Genomic DNA, 19,388 nt, shown 5'->3' on the forward strand with positions numbered 1-19,388 from the left:
GCCGCCCCCCCGCGGCGCCCGGCCCCCCGGGCCCCCCGGCCGGGGCGGGGGCCCGCGCGCCCGTGCCGGGGGACCTGCCCCGCCCCCCCCGCGGGGCGGGGGCGCCGGTGGGCCCCCCGCGACTGCCACATGGCATGGAAGCTCGCGCTCACGCGGAGGCCTCGGACTCGGTGTCGCCCTCGGTGTCGCCCTCGCGCATCGGGACGCGGACGCCCTTCTCCTCCGCGACCCGCTCGGCGATGTCGTAGCCCGCGTCGACGTGGCGGATGACGCCCATGCCCGGGTCGTTGGTGAGCACGCGGCGGATCTTCTCGCCGGCCAGCGGGGTGCCGTCGGCGACGGTGACCTGGCCCGCGTGGAGGGAGCGGCCCATGCCGACGCCGCCGCCGTGGTGGATGGAGACCCAGGAGGCGCCGGAGGCGACGTTGACCATGGCGTTGAGGAGCGGCCAGTCGGCGATGGCGTCGGAGCCGTCGAGCATGGCCTCGGTCTCGCGGTACGGGGAGGCCACCGAGCCGCAGTCGAGGTGGTCGCGGCCGATCGCGAGCGGGGCGGCGAGGGTGCCGTTGCCGACCATGTCGTTGAACATGTCGCCGGCCTTGTCGCGCTCGCCTTGGCCGAGCCAGCAGATGCGCGCCGGGAGGCCCTGGAAGTGGACGCGCTCGCCGGCCATCTTGATCCAGCGGTGGAGGGACTCGTTCTCCGGGAAGAGCTCCAGGAGCGCCTTGTCCGTCTTGTGGATGTCGGACGCCTCGCCCGAGAGCGCCGCCCAGCGGAAGGGGCCCTTGCCCTCGCAGAAGAGGGGGCGGATGTAGGCGGGGACGAAGCCGGGGAAGGCGAAGGCGCGGTCGTAGCCGGCGAGCTGCGCCTCGCCGCGGATCGAGTTGCCGTAGTCGAAGACCTCGGCGCCGGCGTCCATGAAGCCGACCATGGCCTCGACGTGCTTGGCCATCGACTCGCGGGCCCTCACCGTGAACCCGGCCGGGTCCTTGGCGGCGGCGTCGGCCATGTCGTCGAAGGCGACGCCGACCGGGAGGTAGGCGAGCGGGTCGTGGGCCGAGGTCTGGTCGGTGACGATGTCGATCGGGGCGCCCTCGGCGAGCATCTGCGGGAGCAGCTCGGCGGCGTTGCCGAGGAGGCCGATGGAGAGCGGGCGCCGCGCGTCGCGGGACTCGGTGGCCAGCTGGAGGGCGTGGGCGAGGTTGTCGGCCTTGACGTCCAGGTAGCGGTGCTCGATGCGGCGCTCGATGGCGCGCGGGTCGACGTCGATGCAGATCGCGACGCCGTCGTTCATCGTCACGGCGAGGGGCTGGGCGCCGCCCATGCCGCCGAGGCCAGCGGTGAGGGTGATGGTGCCTGCGAGGGTGCCGCCGAACTTCTTGGCCGCGACGGCGGCGAAGGTCTCGTACGTGCCCTGGAGGATGCCCTGGGTGCCGATGTAGATCCAGGAGCCGGCGGTCATCTGGCCGTACATGGTGAGGCCGAGCTGCTCCAGGCGTCGGAACTCCTCCCAGTTCGCCCAGTCGCCGACCAGGTTGGAGTTGGCGATGAGGACGCGCGGGGCCCACTCGTGGGTCTGCATGACGCCGACGGGGCGGCCGGACTGGACGAGCATCGTCTCGTCCTGCTTCAGGGTGCGCAGGGTGCGGACCATGGCGTCGTACGAGCGCCAGTCGCGGGCGGCCTTGCCGGTGCCGCCGTAGACGACGAGCTTGTCGGGGTGCTCGGCGACCTCGGGGTCGAGGTTGTTCTGGAGCATCCGGAGGGCGGCTTCCTGCTGCCATCCCAGGGCGCTCAGTTCCGTACCGCGCGCTGCTCGGACGGGGCGGGGTCCTGACATGGGGGTGCCTCCTCGAATGTCGATCAGATATTCACATCTTGACTCGATGAATACTTGTAGTCAACAGGGTCGGCTTCACCCGTGCCGGTGAGTCGGAATGATGGGATGGACCGTATGGCCTCCTACCGTCGTGATCTCGCCGTCCGAGCCTCCGTCGACCAAGGACTCCTCTCCCCCGCCGAGCCGGTCGTCGCGCTCCTCGACACCGCCGGCATCCGCGCCTCCGCCGCGGCCCTGACCAGTGCTTTCGCCGCCGTCACCGACGCCCACGTCCTGCACGCCTTCGCCGTGAAGGCCGCCCCGCTCGTCCCCGTCCTGCGCCTCCTCCACGACGCGGGGCTCGGCGCCGAGGTCGCCAGCCCCGGCGAGCTCGCCCTCGCCCGCGCCGCCGGGATCCCGCCCGGTCACACCGTGCTCGACTCCCCCGCCAAGACCCCGGCCGAGCTGCGCCAGGCCCTCGCGCTCGGGATCGCCGTCAACGCCGACAACCTCCAGGAGCTGGACCGCCTCGACGCGCTCGTCGCCTCCGCGCCCACCGCCTCGCCCCTCGGCATCCGGGTGAACCCGCAGGTCGGAGCCGGTTCCATCGACGCGCTCTCGACCGCGACCGCCACCTCCAAGTTCGGCGTGGCGCTCCGCGACGAGGGCGCCCGCGAGACCGTCGTCCAGGCCTACCTGGACCGGCCCTGGCTGACCCGGCTGCACACCCACACCGGCTCCCAGGGCGTCCCGCTCGCCCTCATGGCCGAAGGCGTCGGGGAGGCCTACGCCCTCGCCGAGGAGATCAACCACAAGGCGGGCCGGCAGCAGATCGACACCCTCGACATCGGCGGCGGCCTGCCGGTCAACTTCGCCTCCGACGAGGAGACGCCGACGTACGCCGAGTACGCCCGGCTGCTCGCCGACACCGCGCCGGGGCTCTTCGACGGCCGCTACCGCCTGGTCACCGAGTTCGGCCGCTCCCTGCTCGCCAAGCACGGCACGGTCCTCGCCCGGGTGGAGTACACGAAGACCTCCGGCGGCCGCCCGATCGCCGTCACCCACGCGGGCGTCCAGCTCGCCACCCGTACGGTCTACGCCCCCGACTCCTGGCCGCTGCGGATCCTCGCGTACGACGCCGAGGGCCGCCCGCGTGCCGGGGACGTCACCGTCCAGGACGTCGCGGGTCCCGCCTGCTTCGCCGGGGACCTGCTCGCGGTCGGCCGGGAGCTCCCGCTGCTGCACCCCGGCGACGTCGTGGCCGTCCCGGACACCGGCGCCTACTACTTCGCCCACCACTACGCGTACAACAGCCTTCTTCGGCCGGGGATCCACGGCTTCGCGGTGGCCGAGGACGGGTCGGTGACGTTCTCGACGGTGCGGAGGGCCCAGACGCTCGACGAGATCGTCGCGGAGGCGGGCGGGGCACAGGCGAACGCGCTCGTCGGGTAGCGCGGGCGCGGCGGCCCGGCTTCGATGAGTCCATGACTGGAACGGGTACGGACACCACCTCCGTCGTCGTCGAGCGCCGGGTCGCCGCCTCCCCCGGGCGCGTCTGGGAGGCGATCACCGACCTCCGGGACATGCCCCGCGTCCTCTCGGGCGTCGAGAAGGTCGAGGTGCTCACCGAGGGCGGCTTCGGCGTGGGCACGCGCTGGCGCGAGACGCGGCGAATGCTCGGCAAGGAGGCCACGGAAGAGATGACCGTGACCGAGTGCGAGCCGCCCGACCGGTACGTCACGGTCGCCGACTCGCACGGCATGCACTACGTCTCCGAGCTCACCCTCACGGCCGACGACACGGGCGGCACGGCTCTGCGGATGGCCTTCTCGGCCCGCCCGGCGAACGACCGCACCCCCGGATTCGTCGCCCGGCTGCTCGCCCGCTTCGGCGCGAAGGCCGTCGCCAGGGCGCTCGCGAAGGACCTGTCCGAGATCGCGAACGCCGTGGAGTCCCGCTCCTGAGGGAACCGGACCGGTCAATTCCCGCCAGCCTCAGGCATGTTCCGATGGAAAATGCCAGAACGCCTCCCGAGGGCACGAACGTTCAGTAACGTCACCGTCACCGCCGTTCGTTCGCGCGCCGTATCGGGAGGGGAATCCGCGTGCCCGGAATCGACGAGTGCCTGCTGGAGGCCATGGCCCTGCCAGGCGCTCGCGGAGCCTCCCTGGTCGACTGGACCAGCGGGCTCGCCCTCGGGACGGCGGGCGAGTCCCCCACCGGAGACCACGAGACCACGGCCGCCGAGACCGCCGAACTCGCCCGCGCCGCAGCGGAGTTCGACTCCTTCGCTACGGCGGGGGACGCGACGGGGACGACGGGCGGGACGACGCGGGGCACGGCCGGGGACAGGGCCGGGGACAGGTCCGGGAGCGCGACCGGGGACAACACGGCCGGCGCCGCGGAGCCACCGCCCGGGCCGCCCGTCGAGGACCTGATCGTCACCACCCGCGCCGGCTACCACGTCCTCCGCTTCGTCGAGACGTCCTTCGACAGCAGCGTCTTCCTCCACCTCTGGCTCGACCGCGACACCGGGAACCTCGCCCTCGCCCGTATGCGCCTGCGCGACCTCGCCGAGAGGCTGGTCCTCGGATGAGCCCCGTCGCCGCGCCGCCCGCGCCGCCCGCGCCCCCCGCTCCCCCGGTCTCCCCCATGCTGGTCCGGCTCGCCGCCGAGAAGGCCACCGGCGCGCTGCTGCGCGACCACGGCACGCTCTACCTCGTCGACGGCCGCGTCGTGCACGCCGAGAGCCCCGCCGCCCCCGGCGTCGACGTCCTCCTGACCACCGGCGGACGCCTGCCCCGCGAGGGCTGGGACGAGGCCGTCGACCGGGCCGGCGCCCACCGCGCCGTCGGCCGCTTCCTCGTCGACAGCGGCCGGCTGCACGACGGCGAGCTGGAGATCTGCCACCTCGGCGCCGTCTTCGACGCGGCCTTCTTCGCCCTCTCCCCCACCAGCGGGCCGACCCGCTTCCGGTACGGGGTGGGGCACTGGTTCGGCACGGTCCGGCCGGTCTCCGCCGAGGCCGTCGAGCGCGAGACCGTCCGCCGCCGCGAACTCCTCGACGCCGTCTGGCCGTACGCCTCCGTCGACGGCGCCCCGGTCGTGCCGCGCCCCGCCGCCCCCGGACAGACCGTCGGGGCCCGGCAGCGCGCGCTGCTCGCCGCGGCCGACGGGGAGCGGACCCCGGCGGACCTCGCCCGGTTCCTCGGCCGCCCCGCCTTCCACACGCTTCTCGACGTCCGGCGGCTCGCCGCCGCCGGGCTCGTCGAGACCCCGCCGGAGCCCGGCCCCGGCCCCGTACCGCCATCGCCGCCACTCCTGGCGGCCCCGCCGATGGCCGACCCCGACATCGCCCTGCTGCGCCGGCTCCGTGACGCCCTGGAGGCACATCTGTGATGAGGCGTGCCCTGCGCCTGCGCGCCGAGAGGAGACAGCTCATGACCGCGGAGACAGAGGTCCTCGGCGAACTCAGACGGCTGCGGGCCCGGCTGCCCCAGCTGACCGGAGCCCTCGCGGCCAGCGCCGACGGCCTCGTGCTCGCGCACGACACCGTCGACGGCGAGGCGGAGAGCGTGGCCGCGCTGACGGCGGCGGCGCTCGGCGTCGGCCAGCGGCTGACCGACTGCACGGGACAGGGCCGCTTCCGCGAGCTCCTCGTCCGCGGCGAGAACGGTTACGTGGCGACGTACGCGGCGGGCGGCGCGGCCGTCCTGACGCTGCTCGCGGAGCCACGGATCAACGTCGGGCGGCTCCACCTGGAGGCCCGCAGGTCCAGCACCCGGATAGGAGAGCTCGTCGACGGGGCGCTGGAGCGTAAGGACCCGATCTGAACCGACGTCCGAACAAGCTCAAGAAGAACACGCAGAAGATCACGAAAAGGAAGTGCGACACCATGGCGAACACCGAGACCTCCCTCAAGGAAGCCGTCGCGATCGAGGGCGCCATCGGCGCGGCGCTCGTCGACTACACCAGCGGCATGGCGCTCGGCACCATCGGCGGCGGCAAGGAGCTCGACCTGAACGTGGCCGCGGCGGGCAACACCGACGTGGTCCGGGCCAAGGTCCGGGCGATGGAGATGCTCGGCCTCGGCGACGAGATCGAGGACATCCTGATCACCCTCGGCCGGCAGTACCACCTGCTCCGGCTGCTCAGGAACCAGGGCACGAACGGCCTGTTCCTGTACCTCGCCCTGGACAAGGAGCGCGCGAACCTCGCGATGGCCCGCCACCAGCTCAAGAAGATCGCCACCGAACTCCAGGTCTGAACCGGGCTCCAGGCCTGACCGGGCCCCTCCTCGGCTACTCGACGAACAGGCCCCGCGCGGCCGCCTTCGTGTCGAACTCCTCCAGGCGCGCCTGCGCGTCCGGGAGTTCGTCCGCCATGGCCTCCAGGAGGACCCGGCCGAGCATCATCGGCGCGCAGGCGGTGTCGAAGGCGAGCCCGGTGCCTACGGCGGCCGGGATCAGCAGGTCGCTGTGGGCGGCGACGGGCGCGAAGGCCGAGTCGGCGACGGCCACGACCGTCAGCCCGGCCGCCCGCGCGTACTCCAGGGCCTCGACGACCTCCCGGGGGTGCCGGGGCAGGGCGAAGCACAGCAGCGCCGTGGCCCCGGCCCGTACGGCCGCGTCGACGCGGTCCTTGAGCATCGAGCCGCCCTCGTCGAGGAGCCGGACGTCGGGGTGGACCTTGGCCGCGAAGTAGGCGAAGCCGCGCGCCTGCGAGGAGGCGGCCCGCAGGCCGAGCACGAGCAGCGGGCGGGAGGCCGCGAGGACCCGCCCGGCCCGCTCGACGGGCTTCGGATCGGCGAGCAGCCCGGCGAGGTGCTGGAGGTTCTCGATCTCGGCGAGCACGGCCTGCTGGTACTCGTTGTACCCCTCGCCCTCCCTCTCGGCGGCGGCGCCGGGCTCCGGCGGCGCGACCTCGCGCAGGTGCCTGCGGAGCGCCGGGTAGCCGTCGAAGCCGAGCGCGACGGCGAAGCGGGTGACGGAGGGCTGGCTGACCCCGGCGAGGTCGGCGAGCTCGACGCTGGACAGGAAGGGCACGTCGGCGGCGCGCCGCACCATGCAGTGCGCGATCCGTCGCTGTGTCGGCGTCAGCCGGTGCCCCTCGAAGAGCGTCTGCAGCCGTCCGGCCGGGCTGTCGCTCATGCCGTCCCCCTTCCGCTTATTCACCCATGAATATCTCTGCATAAGGATATGCAGCCGGGTGGGGCGAGGGAACGGGGGAGGCCGGGAAGAGTAGCGCGGGGACCGCCGCACCCCCGGTGAAGGGGGGCGGGACGACGGCGGTCCCCGCGAGGGACACGGGCCCGGGTCAGGGCCGGCCTCCGTGTCCGCGGCGTCTGTGGAGGCCCGGGAGCCGCTCCGGAAGTCCGTGACGCCGACAACGACCAATGTGCCGGACGCGTGTTAAGCGGGTGCTGCGGGTACGTGTCGCCCTCGTACCAGTTGTACGAACGACTGCACGTACCCCGCGGCGCCGCTGCCGTGGACTACTTCGCGCCGCCGTTGGCCAGGAAGGCCAGCAGGTCCTGGCGGCTGACGACGCCGGTCGGCTTGCCCTCGACCAGGACGATCGCCGCGTCGGACGCCTCGCCCAGGACGGACATCAGGTCGGCGACGGGCTCGCCGGAGCCGACCTGCGGCAGCGGCGCGCTCATGTGGCGCTCCAGCGCGTCCTCCAGGGAGGCCCGCTTGGTGAAGAGCGCGTCGAGGAGCTCGCGCTCGACGACCGAGCCGACGACCTCGGCGGCCATGACGTCGGGGTGGCCGGCGCCGGGCTTGACGATGGGCATCTGGGAGACGCCGTACTCGCGCAGCACCTCGATGGCCTGACCGACGGTCTCGTCCGGGTGCATGTGGACGAGGGAGGGCATGACGCCCTCCTTGTGGCGCAGGACGTCCGCGACGGTGGCGGTGGAGGTGTCCTCCAGGAAGCCGTGGCCGGCCATCCACTCATCGCTGAAGATCTTGGACATGTAGCCGCGGCCGGAGTCCGGAAGCAGGACGACGACGACGTCGTCGGGCCCGAGCTCCTTGGCGACCTCCAGGGCGGCCACGACGGCCATGCCGCAGGAGCCGCCGACGAGCAGGCCCTCCTCCTTGGCGAGGCGGCGGGTCATCTGGAACGAGTCCTTGTCGGACACGGCGACGATCCGGTCCGTGACGTTCTGGTCGTAGGCGGTCGGCCAGAAGTCCTCGCCGACGCCCTCGACCAGGTACGGCCGGCCGGATCCACCCGAGTAGACGGAACCCTCGGGGTCGGCGCCGATGACCTTCACGGAGCCGCCACTGACCTCCTTGAGGTAGTTGCCGGTGCCGGAGATGGTGCCGCCGGTGCCGACACCCGCGACGAAGTGGGTGATCTTCCCGTCCGTCTGCTCCCAGAGCTCGGGACCGGTGGTCTCGTAGTGGGAGCGCGGGTTGTTCGGGTTGGAGTACTGGTCGGGCTTCCAGGCACCGGGCGTCTCACGGACGAGCCGGTCCGAGACGTTGTAGTACGAGTCCGGGTGCTCGGGATCCACGGCGGTGGGGCAGACGACGACCTCGGCGCCGTACGCCCGCAGCACGTTGATCTTGTCGAGGGACACCTTGTCGGGGCAGACGAAGATGCACTTGTAGCCCTTGGTCTGGGCCACGATCGCGAGGCCGACGCCGGTGTTGCCGGACGTGGGCTCGACGATGGTGCCGCCGGGCTTGAGCTCGCCGCTCTGCTCCGCGGCCTCGATCATGCGGAGGGCGATCCGGTCCTTGACCGAGCCGCCAGGGTTGAAGTACTCGACCTTGGCCAGGACGGTCGCCTGGATACCCGCCGTGACGCTGTTGAGCTTCACCAGCGGGGTGTTGCCGACGAGGCTGATCATCGAGTCGTGGAATTGCACCGTAATCTCCGGGGTCTCCGTAATGGTGTGGCCAGCGTATGCGTAGTCGGAGCGGCTTACGGGGCAGTTAGACCCTGAACGGCTTGAAGGAGGTGACGGCCTCATGTCGAGGGCGAGGGTGGCGCGGCGGATCGCGGCGGGAGCGGCGTACGGCGGCGGGAGCATCGGGCTGCTGGGCGTGGCGGCGGTCGGGCTGCTGCTGACCGAGATGCAGCTGGCGAAGAGGACGGTGGGGAACGGGACGGCGCCCCTGCCTCCGGTGACGGACGGCCTCTACGGCCGGCCCTTCGGTACGGAGGGACCCCTTCGGCTGGCCCTTCTGGGTGATTCCACGGCGGCGGGTCAGGGGGTGCGCCGCGCGGGTCAGACGCCGGGCGCGCTGCTCGCCTCGGGGCTCGCGGCGGTGGCGGAGCGGCCGGTGGTCCTGCGGAACGTGGCGCTCTCGGGGGCGCGCTCGGACGACCTGGAGCGTCAGGTGTCGCTGCTCCTCGCCCAGCCGGTGGGGCCGCCGGACGTCTGCGTGATCATGATCGGGGCGAACGACGTGACGCACCGGATGCCGCCGACGGAGTCGGTGCGGCATCTCGCGGCGGCGGTGCGGCGGCTGCGGACGGCGGGCGCGGAGGTGGTGGTCGGCACCTGCCCCGACCTGGGGACGATCGAGCCGGTCTACCAGCCGCTGCGCTGGCTGGCCCGGCGGGCCTCGCGGCAGCTGGCGGCGGCGCAGACGATCGTGGTCGTGGAACAGGGCGGGCGGACGGTGTCGCTGGGCGACCTGCTCGGTCCCGAGTTCGCGGCGAATCCGCGCGAGATGTTCGGGGTGGACAACTTCCACCCGTCGGCGGAGGGGTACGCGACGGCGGCGATGGCGGTGCTGCCGACGCTGTGCGCGTCGCTCGGCATGTGGCCCGGGACCGATCGGCTGGAGCCCGCGCGCCGGGAGAACATCCTGCCGGTGGCGAAGGCGGCGGCCGAGGCGGCGAAGGAGGCGGGCACGGAGGTCACGGGCGCACGGGCGCCGTGGGCCCTGCTGAAGCACCGCCGCCGGAGGCGGTTGCCGCTGCACAGTGAAGAGGTGACCGACGGGGCGGTCGAGGGACCGGCCGGGAGCGCCTCGCCGGCTGACACCGCCACCAACTGAGCGTCCGCTTAGAAAAGAGGCCCTCATCACACGTCCGGCCCGGTGACCCGTGCGGTACGTACGGGTAACTTCCCTTTCAGTCCGCCCTCTCCGCACCCTCCTGGAGCCGTGATGCCCGAAGCCGTGATCGTCTCGACCGCCCGCTCGCCCATCGGCCGGGCCTTCAAGGGCTCCCTCAAGGACCTGCGGCCGGACGATCTCACCGCGACCATCATCCAGGCCGCCCTGGCCAAGGTGCCCGAGCTCGACCCGCGCGACATCGACGACCTGATGCTGGGCTGCGGTCTGCCCGGCGGCGAGCAGGGCAACAACCTGGGCCGGATCGTCGCCGTGCAGATGGGCATGGACCACCTGCCGGGCTGCACGGTCACCCGCTACTGCTCCTCCTCGCTCCAGACCTCCCGCATGGCGCTGCACGCCATCAAGGCCGGCGAGGGCGACGTCTTCATCTCGGCGGGCGTCGAGATGGTGTCCCGCTTCGTGAAGGGCAACTCGGACTCGCTGCCCGACACGCACAACCCCTTCTTCGCCGACGCCGAGGCCCGTACGGCCGAGGTCGCCGCCTCCGAGGGCTCCTCGTGGCACGACCCGCGCGAGGACGGCATCGTCCCCGACGCGTACATCGCGATGGGCCAGACCGCCGAGAACCTGGCCCGCTGGAAGGGCATCAGCCGCCAGGAGATGGACGAGTTCGGCGTACGGTCGCAGAACCTCGCCGAGCAGGCCATCAAGAACGGCTTCTGGGAGCGCGAGATCACCCCGGTGACGCTGCCGGACGGCACCGTCGTCTCCGCGGACGACGGCCCGCGCGCCGGCGTCACCCTGGAGGGCGTGCAGGGCCTCAAGCCCGTCTTCCGCCCCGACGGCCTGGTCACCGCCGCCAACTGCTGCCCGCTGAACGACGGCGCCGCCGCGCTCGTGATCATGTCGGACACGAAGGCCCGCGAGCTCGGCCTGACCCCGCTCGCCCGCATCGTCTCCACCGGCGTCTCCGGTCTCTCCCCCGAGATCATGGGCCTCGGCCCGGTCGAGGCGTCGAAGCAGGCCCTCAAGCGCGCCGGCCTGACCATCGGCGACATCGACCTCGCGGAGATCAACGAGGCCTTCGCCGCCCAGGTCATCCCGTCCTACCAGGACCTGGGCCTGGACCTGGACAAGGTGAACATCAACGGTGGCGCCATCGCCGTCGGCCACCCCTTCGGCATGACGGGCGCCCGGATCACCGGCACGCTCATCAACAGCCTCCAGTTCCACGACAAGCAGTTCGGCCTGGAGACCATGTGCGTCGGCGGCGGCCAGGGCATGGCCATGGTCATCGAGCGCCTGAGCTGATCACGCGCCTGAGCCGAGCGGAGCGGGCGCCCGAGCCGATCGGGCGCCTGTCCTGACGCCCCGAGGCTAACCCCACCGCGTCCGAGCCGTGACCGAATCTCCCCCAGGATGTGACCTACGTCCCGGGGGAGTTCGTTTTCCCAGGTCAGAGCCGTAATGGGACTAAACGCCCGGCCGAAATACCTGTCCAATTCGTGACGTAATGCACTGACAGCGAGCACCACCCCAGGACAAGCTGATGTAGGAAGTCGGGGGATCGACTCGGAATCGGGAGTACGTCAGTGAGCGCCATGTCTCTTGCCCTGCTGCTGACCACGGCCGCTGCCACGGCCGTGGGCGCTGCTGCCCTGCACGCCGTCCACGGTCTCCGCAAGGAGGTCACCGGCCTCCGCAGCGAGCTGGCGGCCGCCCGCGGCATCACGGTCCCCGCGGCCAGGGCCACGCCCGCCGCGGAGATACGGGCCGCGGTCGCCGAAGCGCTGGCCGAGGAGCGCGAGCGCGAGCTCGCGGAGGCCCGTGCCTTCTGGGCCGCGCAGGAGGCCCGTGACGCGGCGGACGCCCCGTCGTTGCTCGGCGGGCTCGGCGGCCCGGTCGAGGACGGCACCTTCTTCGTCCCGCGCCAGGCCGACTTCGTGGGCCTGGAGGCGATGGCCCTGGAGGCCCTGGAAGCGGAGGCGGCCGCGCTCGACGGTGTCGGCGGCCTCGACGGCGGCGCCGACCTCGCCGACGCGCTGGACGAGTTCCCCGAGGACTCCGCGGAGCTGGCCGCGGCCCGCCGCCGGCACCCCTCGCACCCGGACTTCGTGCCGGTGCAGACCCCGGTCGTCACCGACCACGAGCGGACGGTGGCCCGCCTCGAGGAGCTCGCGGACACCCGCACCGTGCTGACCGACGTCCGCCCCGGCCCGCTCGGCACCCTGGACGTGTACGTCTTCGCGGACGGCACGACGCTCTGCATGACCCCCGGCCACCGCGAGACCGCGGAGCGCCTCGCCGAGGCCCTGCGCTCCGGCCGCGCCCCGGTGCTGCTCGGCGGCTCGGGCGTCTCGGGCGCCTTCGCGCTGACCTTCTCGTACGGCGACACGGACGAGGAGAACGTCTACATCCTGGCGGACCGCGTCATCGCCTCGCTGTAACCCCCGCAGCACCGCAGCAAGGCGGCGTCGGCCTCTGGAACGTCCGGAGGTCTCAGAGCCCCGAGCGCTCCGCCGCCTCCCGTACCAGCCTCACGGCCTCGTCCAGTTCCCCCTCGCGGGAATCGGCCGGGGCCGTTCGCAGGATCTCCGCCAGGTCGTTCCCGGCGACGACGAGCTGATCGGCGACGGTGAACACCCCCGCGTCCGGCATCGTCAGCGGCTCCCGCTCCGGGTCCTCGGCGCGCTGGGCGCGCACCGAGAGCTCCCGGGCGAGCGCGAGCCCCTCGGCCGCCGCCCCGCGCTGGAGGCGGCTCTGCGGGGCGGCCCGCAGCCGGTCGGCGAAGCGCTCGACGGCCGCGGTCAGTTCACTCGTATCACGCACCCCGCAACCCTACGCGCCGCCCGGGACCCCCTTCCCGCCCCTCACTTCACATGGCGGCCGAGGAATTCGCGGACGAGGCCGGCGATCTCCTCGCCGTGCGTCTCCAGGGCGAAGTGTCCGGCGTCCAGGAGGTGGATCTCGGCGTCCGGCAGGTCCCGCGCGAAGGCCTCGGCGCCCGCGGGGCCGAAGATCTCGTCGCCGCGCCCCCAGGCGGCGAGGAGCGGGGGCCGGTGGGTGCGGAAGTACTCCTGGAAGGCCGGGTAGCCGTCGAGGTTGAACTGGTAGTCCCAGAAGAGCTGGAGCTGGATCTCCTTGTTGCCGGGCCGGTCCAGGCCCGCCTGGTCCAGGGTCCAGGCCTCCGGGCCGATCCGGTCGAGCCGGTCCGCCGGCACGCCGTGGGTGTACTGCCAGCGGGTGGCCTCGGCGGTCAGCAGCTCCCGCACACCGGCCTCGTTCGCCTCGCGGTCCGTGGCGTGGGCGAAGAGGACGTCCCAGAAGGGCGTGAAGCCCTCCAGGTAGGCGTTGCCGCTCTGGCTGACGATCGCGGTGACCCGTTCCGGGTGGCGGGAGGCGATCCGGAGGCCGATGGGGGCTCCGTAGTCCTGGATGTAGAGGGCGAACCGCTCGACGCCCAGCTGGTCGAGGAGCCCGAGCGTGACCTCGGTGAGCTTCTCGAAGCTGTACGCGAAGTCCTCGACGGACGGCGCGGCCGAGGCGCCGAAGCCGATGTGGTCGGGGGCGATGAGGTGGTACGTGTCGGCCAGCTCGGCCATCAGCCCGCGGTACATGTGCGAGCTGGACGGGAAGCCGTGCAGCAGCACGAGGGTGGGGTGGGCCGGGTCGCCGGCCTCCCGGTAGAAGACGTCGATCCCGTCGACGGTGACGGTGCGGGCGCGCAGGGCGAAGGCGGACATGGGACTCCCCGTTCTCGTGCTCCGAACCGAGAGAACGGTCGTTCTCCCGATGCCCTGTAGGCTACGAGAACGATGGTTCTCTACGCAAGGGGTGATGGCCGGTGGACGCGGAAACCGCCGAACTGAAAGTGCTCGACACCGCCGAGCGGCTCTTCGACGAGCGCGGGGTGCAGGCGGTCGGCATGGACGCGCTCCGCACCGCCTCCGGGGTCTCGCTGAAGCGGCTCTACCAGCTCTTCCCCTCCAAGGACGTCCTCGTCGAGGCGGTCCTGCGGCGCCGCGACGCCGCCGTGCGCGACGCCCTCGTGGCGCACGGCGCCCGGGTCGCCGACGGCCCGTACGAGCGGGCGCTCGCGGTCTTCGACTGGCTCGGCGACTGGTTCGCCGAGCCGGAGTTCCGCGGGTGCGCGTTCATCAACACCTTCGGGGAGCTCGGCGGCGTCGCCCCGAACGTCGCCGCCCTCGCCCGCGACCACAAGGAGGCTCTGCGGGCCTATCTGGCCGCCCAGACGGACGCCCTCGGCGCCCCGCCCGCCCTCGCCGACCAGCTCGCCCTGCTCGCCAACGGGGCCATGGCCGTCGCGGGCATCACGGGCTCCCCCGAGCCCGCCGCCCAGGCGAAGGCCGCGGCCCGCGTCCTGATCGACGCGGCGACGTAGACCCGACCCGGGAACGTACCCCGGCCAGGGAACGCACCCCGACCGGGAACGCGGAAAGGGCCCGCCCGGCACGAAGCCGGACGGGCCCTTCCCCCGAGTTCAGACGCGTCAGTCGTCGCCCTGCAGGATCGACAGCAGACGCAGCATCTCCAGGTAGATCCACACCAGGGTCATGGTGAGACCGAAGGCGGCCAGCCAGGCCTCCTCGCGCGGCGCGCCGTAGTTCACGCCGTCCTCGACCTGCTTGAAGTCGAGGGCGAGGAAGCAGGCGCCCAGGATGACGCCGATGACACCGAAGACGATGCCGAGGCCACCGCTGCGGAAGCCGAGGCCGTCACCGCCGGCGAAGACCGCGAAGAGCAGGTTGACCAGCATGAGCAGCATGAAGCCCATGGCGGCGGCCATCACGAAGCCGTAGAAGCGTCGGTTGACCCGGATCCAGCCCATCTTGTAGGCGATCAGGACACCGGCGAAGACCGCCATCGTGCCGAGGACCGCCTGCATGACCACGCCGTCGGCGATGTACGTCGAGACGGCGGCCGAGATCACGCCGAGGAAGACGCCCTCGAAGGCCGCGTACGACAGGATCAGCGCGGGGGACGGCTTGCGCTTGAAGGACTGCACCATCGCCAGGACGAACGCGACCAGCGCGGCGCCGATGGCGATGCCGTAGGACTTGCCCAGGTTGGCCGAGTCCACCGGCAGCAGGAACCAGGACAGGACGGCGGTGAGCACGACCGTGCCGAGCGTCATGGCCGTACGGCTCACGACGTCGTCGATCGTCATCACGTTGCCGCGGGCCTGCTGCGGGGCGCCCAGCTGGGCGTCCTGCGGGGCGTACGGGTTGGTGGCGTACGGGTTCGTCGCACCCTCGGCGGCGTACGGGTTACCGGTGGCGTACGGGTTGGTTCCGACGGCGGGGCCCCCGGCCTGCGGCTGCTGCGCGTTCACCGCGTAGCCGTTGTCGCGGCTGAACCCCCGTCGCGAGAAGACCGGGTTACTGCTCCTCATCTCACTCCTCCATGGCAGACCGCACGGCGCGGCCTTGCGTCAAGAGTAATGCGTAGGCAAAAGAAACTCCCTAGTGCTCGGGGAGGATCTTTTCCCGGAAGGCTTCGGCCTCCCCCGACACCGGAGCCGGCCGCCGCACGGGCTCCGCCCCGGCCGGCTCACGGGCTCCGCCCCGCCCTCCTGCGCCGGGCCCCAGGCACTCGCCTGCGGCCCGGGGTGGTGCCCGGAACCGGACTTGAACCGGTACGGCCCGAGGGCCAGCGAGGTTTAAGCTCGCCGTGTCTGCGTATTCCACCATCCGGGCGTTGCGCGAGGCTCCGCGTTGGCACAGGAGCCTATCCGGGCCCCTTCCCTCGTTCAGCGGAACATCGGCCCGATGTTGTCTTATTTTATTGACGCCTGAGGGTGCGTCAGTGCAGGTGAGGGCGTTTTCGCCGAACTGTGACAGGGGTCGCAGGCGCAAAGCCGCGCCCACCGGAATGACGAAAAGTCGTCGCACGTCTGTCACCTCGGCTCGAAGCCGCCCGTCAGGGTCGCCGTCATACCTCAGGAGGACGATCCGGGGCTCCGGTCCGACTCCAGGCTGCCCCGAGAACGGGCACGTGGACGGACGCCACGGGCCGGAACGCCCGACACGATGAAGGGGTTCCCGCAGCAGCCCCGCAGTGACAGGAGTCCCCTCGTGACCACCACCCCCACCGTGTCCCGTGCCACCGCGGTGGCCGCCCGCGCCACGGACCTCTCGAAGGTCTACGGACAGGGCGAGACCCAGGTGGTCGCGCTCGACCACGTCACCGTCGACTTCCGGCAGGGCGAGTTCACCGCGATCATGGGCCCCTCCGGCTCCGGCAAGTCGACGCTGATGCACTGCGTCGCCGGCCTGGACTCCTTCTCCTCCGGCTCCGTACGGATCGGCGAGACGGAACTCTCCACCCTCAAGGACAAGCAGCTCACGCAGCTCCGCCGGGACAAGATCGGCTTCATCTTCCAGGCCTTCAACCTGCTGCCGACGCTGACGGCGCTGGAGAACATCACGCTGCCGATGGACATCGCGGGCCGCAAGCCCGACAAGCAGTGGGTCCAGCAGGTCATCGACATGCTCGGCATCTCCGCCCGGCTCAGCCACCGCCCGACCGAACTCTCCGGCGGCCAGCAGCAGCGCGTGGCCGTGGCCCGCGCCCTGGCCTCCCGCCCCGAGATCATCTTCGGCGACGAGCCGACCGGAAACCTGGACTCGCGCTCCGGCGCCGAGGTCCTCGGCTTCCTGCGCAACTCGGTCCGCGAGCTCGGCCAGACCGTCGTCATGGTCACCCACGACCCGGTCGCCGCCTCCTACGCGGACCGCGTGATCTTCCTCGCCGACGGCCGGATCGTCGACGAGATGCTGCACCCGACGGCCGACGGGGTGCTCGACCGCATGAAGGCCTTCGACGCCAAGGGCCGTACGAGCTGACGCGGACGACGCCGCAGCGTCGCGCCGCCCCGACCTCCGTCCCGCCCCACCCTCCTTCAGGACACACCCATGTTCCGTACCGCCCTGCGCAACGTCCTCGCGCACAAGGCGAGACTGCTGATGACCGTCCTCGCCGTGATGCTCGGCGTGGCCTTCGTCTCCGGCACCCTCGTCTTCACCGACACCCTCTCCCAGGCCTTCCGCAACCAGTCCGCGAAGAGCTACGACGACGTCGCCGTCGCCGTCAGCATGCGGCCGGACCCCGAGGAGGCCCGGAAGACCCCCGGCCTCTCCCAGCAGGTCGTCGACGAGGTCGCGGGCCTCGACGGGGTCGCCTCCGTCACCCCGCGCGTCGACGGCTTCGCCGGAGTGCCCGACAAGGACGGCAAGCTGATCGGCCTCGGCTGGGCCAACAAGGGCGCCAACTTCGCCCCCGGCAAGGACGGCGAGGACCGCGCGTACACCTTCACCGCGGGCGCCGGACCGGTCGAGGCCGGCCAGGTCGCCCTGGACAAGGACACCGCCGCGAAGGGCGGCTACAAGGTCGGCGACACCGTCCGCGTCGCCACCAACGGCCCGGTGAAGGAGTACACCCTCTCCGGTGTCTTCTCCACCGACGACGGCGCCGTCAACGCCGGCGGCAGCCTGGTCGTCTTCGACAACGCCGTCGCGCAGAAGCTCTACCTGAAGCCCGGCTACTTCCAGGACCTGGCCGTCACCGCCGCCCCCGGCGCCGACGCGGACAAGCTCCTCGACGAGGTCCTGAAGGTCGTACCGAAGGCCGCCACCGCGCAGACCGGCGAGGCCCTCGCCGACCAGCAGGCCAAGGACATCGAGGCCGGCCTCGGCATGCTCAACCAGATCCTCCTCGGCTTCGCCGGCATCGCGCTCTTCGTCGGGATCTTCCTGATCTCCAACACCTTCACCATGCTGGTCGCCCAGCGCACCAAGGAACTGGCCCTGATGCGCGCGGTCGGTGCCTCGCGCAAGCAGATCACCCGCTCCGTCCTCGCCGAGGCCGGTCTGGTCGGCCTGGTCGCCTCCGCCGTCGGCTACGTCCTCGGCGTCGGCCTCGCGGCCGGTCTCCGCTCCGCCATGAGCGCCTTCGACATGAAGGTCCCGGCCGGCGATCTCGTCCTCGGCGCCACCCCGCTCGTCGCCGCCTTCTCCGTCGGTGTCCTCATCACGATGCTCGCCGCCTGGCTGCCCGGCCGCCGCGCCGCGAAGATCCCGCCGGTCGCCGCCATGAGCAGCGTCCACGCCACCGCGAGCACCAAGTCGCTCGTCGTCCGGAACTCCATCGGCGCCGCGCTCACCGCGCTCGGTGTCGTCCTGATCGTGCTCGGCGCCGGCCAGGGCGGCGACGAGGGCCGCATGCTCATCGCGGGCGGCGCGTTCGTCACCCTCATCGGTGTCATCGTGCTGATCCCGATGCTGTCCCGGCCCGTGATCGCCGTACTCCGGCCGCTCTTCGTGAACGTCTTCGGCGTCTCCGGCAAGCTCGCCGGCCTCAACGCGGTCCGCAACCCGCGCCGCACCGGCGCCACCGCCTCCGCGCTCGCCATCGGTCTCACCCTCGTCACCGGCCTCTCGGTGATCGGCGCCACGGTCGGCACGGCCATCGACAAGATGACGGTCGACCAGATCAAGGCCGACTACATGATCACGATGGCCGACGGCGCCGGCCAGGGTCTCGGCCCGGAGGCACTGACCGCCCTGGAGAACGCCCCCGGCGTCACCGCGGTCTCCCCGCAGCAGGCCGGCGCCCTGGAGATCAAGGGCGACTTCGTCTCCGCCTCCGGCGTCACCCCCGGCGCCGTCGAGAAGGTGCTGAAGCTCCACGTCGTGGAGGGCTCGCTGGGCTCCCTCGGCAAGGGCGCGATCGCCGTCGAGTCGAAGACGGCGGAGAAGCGCGGCCTGAAGGTCGGCGCCGCCGTCCCGGTCGCGTACATGGACAAGCAGAAGGCCACGCTGACGGTCGGCGCGATCTACGAGGGAAGCGAGTTCGTCTCGCCCGTCCTCATCGACAAGAAGACGCTGTCCGCGCACGAGCAGCAGCCCTACACGCGGGAGATCTACGTCTCCACGGAGGGCGGCGCCTCCGACGCCCACGAGAAGGCCCTGTCGAAGGCCATGGGCGACAACCCGGCCATCACCGTCATGGACCACAAGGAGATCCGTGACTCCTTCGGCGGCCCGATCAACATCATGCTCAACATCATGTACGGCCTGCTGGGCATGGCCCTGCTCATCGCGGTCCTCGGCGTCGTCAACACCCTCGCGATGTCCGTCTTCGAACGGCAGCAGGAGATCGGCATGCTGCGGGCGATCGGTCTCGACCGGCGCCGCGTGAAGCGGATGGTCCGTCTGGAGGCCGTCGTCATCTCGGTGTTCGGCGCGGTCGTCGGCATCGGTCTGGGAGCGTTCCTCGGCTGGGCGCTCGGCGAGACCTTCGCCGACAGCCTGCCGGGCTACTCCCTGGTCCTGCCCTGGGACCGGATCGGCCTCTTCCTGGTCCTGGCCGCCCTGGTCGGCGTCCTCGCCTCCCTGTGGCCGGCCCGGAGCGCGGCGAGGCTGAACATGCTCTCCGCCATCAAGGCCGAGTAGACGCGGATACGGCGAAGGGCCGGTCTCCCACCCGGGAGCCCGGCCCTTCGC

Annotated in this window: 18 protein-coding genes and 1 tRNA gene; 12 read left to right on the forward strand and 7 right to left on the reverse strand. The window is 72.0% G+C overall.

Annotation, left to right across the window (positions count from 1 at the left end):
- Positions 1-148: 148 nt before the first annotated feature.
- Positions 149-1,840, reverse strand: coding sequence for a urocanate hydratase (gene hutU, locus ACWFR1_RS27795; protein WP_453555691.1), 1,692 nt, complete (start codon positions 1,838-1,840; stop codon positions 149-151).
- Between the two features lie 105 nt (positions 1,841-1,945).
- Here hutU and ACWFR1_RS27800 point away from each other — a divergent pair, with 105 nt between their 5' ends.
- The 6 genes from ACWFR1_RS27800 (at position 1,946) to ACWFR1_RS27825 (ending at position 6,086) form a co-directional block, all read left to right on the forward strand.
- Positions 1,946-3,271: a diaminopimelate decarboxylase gene (locus ACWFR1_RS27800; RefSeq protein ID WP_453555693.1), complete on the forward strand. Its 1,326-nt coding sequence runs from the start codon at positions 1,946-1,948 to the stop codon at positions 3,269-3,271.
- Between the two features lie 32 nt (positions 3,272-3,303).
- Positions 3,304-3,783 (forward strand): SRPBCC family protein, encoded by a 480-nt coding sequence (locus tag ACWFR1_RS27805; RefSeq protein WP_453555695.1) that lies wholly within the window; start codon positions 3,304-3,306, stop codon positions 3,781-3,783.
- Between the two features lie 140 nt (positions 3,784-3,923).
- Positions 3,924-4,415 (forward strand): hypothetical protein, encoded by a 492-nt coding sequence (locus tag ACWFR1_RS27810; RefSeq protein ID WP_453555697.1) that lies wholly within the window; start codon positions 3,924-3,926, stop codon positions 4,413-4,415.
- Entirely contained in the window at positions 4,412-5,218 is an 807-nt protein-coding gene (locus tag ACWFR1_RS27815) for a transcriptional regulator (protein ID WP_453555699.1), read from the forward strand. The genes ACWFR1_RS27810 and ACWFR1_RS27815 overlap by 4 nt, the downstream gene beginning before the upstream one ends.
- A gap of 41 nt (positions 5,219-5,259) precedes the next feature.
- The gene (locus ACWFR1_RS27820) at positions 5,260-5,652 is read left to right on the forward strand and encodes a roadblock/LC7 domain-containing protein (RefSeq protein ID WP_453555701.1); all 393 of its coding nucleotides are present in this window, start codon (positions 5,260-5,262) and stop codon (positions 5,650-5,652) included.
- A 62-nt stretch (positions 5,653-5,714) separates the two neighbouring features.
- Positions 5,715-6,086, forward strand: coding sequence for a hypothetical protein (locus ACWFR1_RS27825; protein ID WP_453555703.1), 372 nt, complete (start codon positions 5,715-5,717; stop codon positions 6,084-6,086).
- 34 nt (positions 6,087-6,120) lie between these two features.
- Here ACWFR1_RS27825 and ACWFR1_RS27830 read toward each other — a convergent pair whose 3' ends face one another.
- Together ACWFR1_RS27830 and ACWFR1_RS27835 are read right to left on the reverse strand one after the other, a co-directional pair.
- The gene (locus ACWFR1_RS27830; RefSeq protein WP_453555705.1) at positions 6,121-6,969 is read right to left on the reverse strand and encodes a MurR/RpiR family transcriptional regulator; all 849 of its coding nucleotides are present in this window, start codon (positions 6,967-6,969) and stop codon (positions 6,121-6,123) included.
- Positions 6,970-7,313: 344 nt separating this feature from the next.
- Complete coding sequence (locus ACWFR1_RS27835; protein ID WP_453555707.1) at positions 7,314-8,702, reverse strand: cystathionine beta-synthase; 1,389 nt, start codon at positions 8,700-8,702, stop codon at positions 7,314-7,316.
- A 103-nt stretch (positions 8,703-8,805) separates the two neighbouring features.
- Between ACWFR1_RS27835 and ACWFR1_RS27840 the strand changes: the two genes are divergently transcribed.
- The 3 genes from ACWFR1_RS27840 to ACWFR1_RS27850 all read left to right on the forward strand — a co-directional run bounded on the left by ACWFR1_RS27840 (position 8,806) and on the right by ACWFR1_RS27850 (position 12,311).
- Entirely contained in the window at positions 8,806-9,843 is a 1,038-nt protein-coding gene (locus ACWFR1_RS27840) for an SGNH/GDSL hydrolase family protein (protein ID WP_453555709.1), read from the forward strand.
- Positions 9,844-9,954: 111 nt separating this feature from the next.
- Positions 9,955-11,175 carry an acetyl-CoA C-acetyltransferase gene (locus tag ACWFR1_RS27845; RefSeq protein ID WP_453555711.1) on the forward strand — a complete coding sequence of 407 codons (1,221 nt, stop codon included), beginning with the start codon at positions 9,955-9,957 and terminating at the stop codon, positions 11,173-11,175.
- 290 nt (positions 11,176-11,465) lie between these two features.
- A complete protein-coding gene (locus ACWFR1_RS27850) occupies positions 11,466-12,311 on the forward strand; it encodes a hypothetical protein (RefSeq protein WP_453555802.1) in 846 nt (281 codons plus the stop codon).
- A gap of 52 nt (positions 12,312-12,363) precedes the next feature.
- Here ACWFR1_RS27850 and ACWFR1_RS27855 read toward each other — a convergent pair whose 3' ends face one another.
- Both ACWFR1_RS27855 and ACWFR1_RS27860 read right to left on the reverse strand, forming a co-directional pair.
- Positions 12,364-12,693 (reverse strand): hypothetical protein, encoded by a 330-nt coding sequence (locus tag ACWFR1_RS27855; RefSeq protein WP_453555713.1) that lies wholly within the window; start codon positions 12,691-12,693, stop codon positions 12,364-12,366.
- A 41-nt stretch (positions 12,694-12,734) separates the two neighbouring features.
- On the reverse strand, positions 12,735-13,607 hold the full coding sequence (locus ACWFR1_RS27860) for an alpha/beta fold hydrolase (protein ID WP_453555715.1): 873 nt from the start codon (positions 13,605-13,607) through the stop codon (positions 12,735-12,737).
- Positions 13,608-13,708: 101 nt separating this feature from the next.
- On the opposite strand from ACWFR1_RS27860, the gene ACWFR1_RS27865 reads away from it, so the two are divergent.
- Positions 13,709-14,266: a TetR/AcrR family transcriptional regulator gene (locus ACWFR1_RS27865; RefSeq protein ID WP_453555717.1), complete on the forward strand. Its 558-nt coding sequence runs from the start codon at positions 13,709-13,711 to the stop codon at positions 14,264-14,266.
- A 108-nt stretch (positions 14,267-14,374) separates the two neighbouring features.
- On the opposite strand, the gene ACWFR1_RS27870 is transcribed toward ACWFR1_RS27865, so the two are convergent.
- Entirely contained in the window at positions 14,375-15,277 is a 903-nt protein-coding gene (locus ACWFR1_RS27870; RefSeq protein WP_453555719.1) for a Bax inhibitor-1/YccA family protein, read from the reverse strand.
- Between the two features lie 217 nt (positions 15,278-15,494).
- Positions 15,495-15,581: transfer RNA gene (locus ACWFR1_RS27875), tRNA-Leu, on the reverse strand.
- Positions 15,582-15,959: 378 nt separating this feature from the next.
- Here ACWFR1_RS27875 and ACWFR1_RS27880 point away from each other — a divergent pair.
- Together ACWFR1_RS27880 and ACWFR1_RS27885 are read left to right on the forward strand one after the other, a co-directional pair.
- A complete protein-coding gene (locus ACWFR1_RS27880; protein WP_453555721.1) occupies positions 15,960-16,730 on the forward strand; it encodes an ABC transporter ATP-binding protein in 771 nt (256 codons plus the stop codon).
- Positions 16,731-16,799: 69 nt separating this feature from the next.
- Positions 16,800-19,337, forward strand: a complete 2,538-nt coding sequence (locus ACWFR1_RS27885) for an ABC transporter permease (protein WP_453555722.1) — start codon at positions 16,800-16,802, stop codon at positions 19,335-19,337.
- The last annotated feature ends 51 nt before the right edge of the window (positions 19,338-19,388 follow it).

It is taken from the genome of Streptomyces sp. NPDC055103, assembly GCF_053607625.1.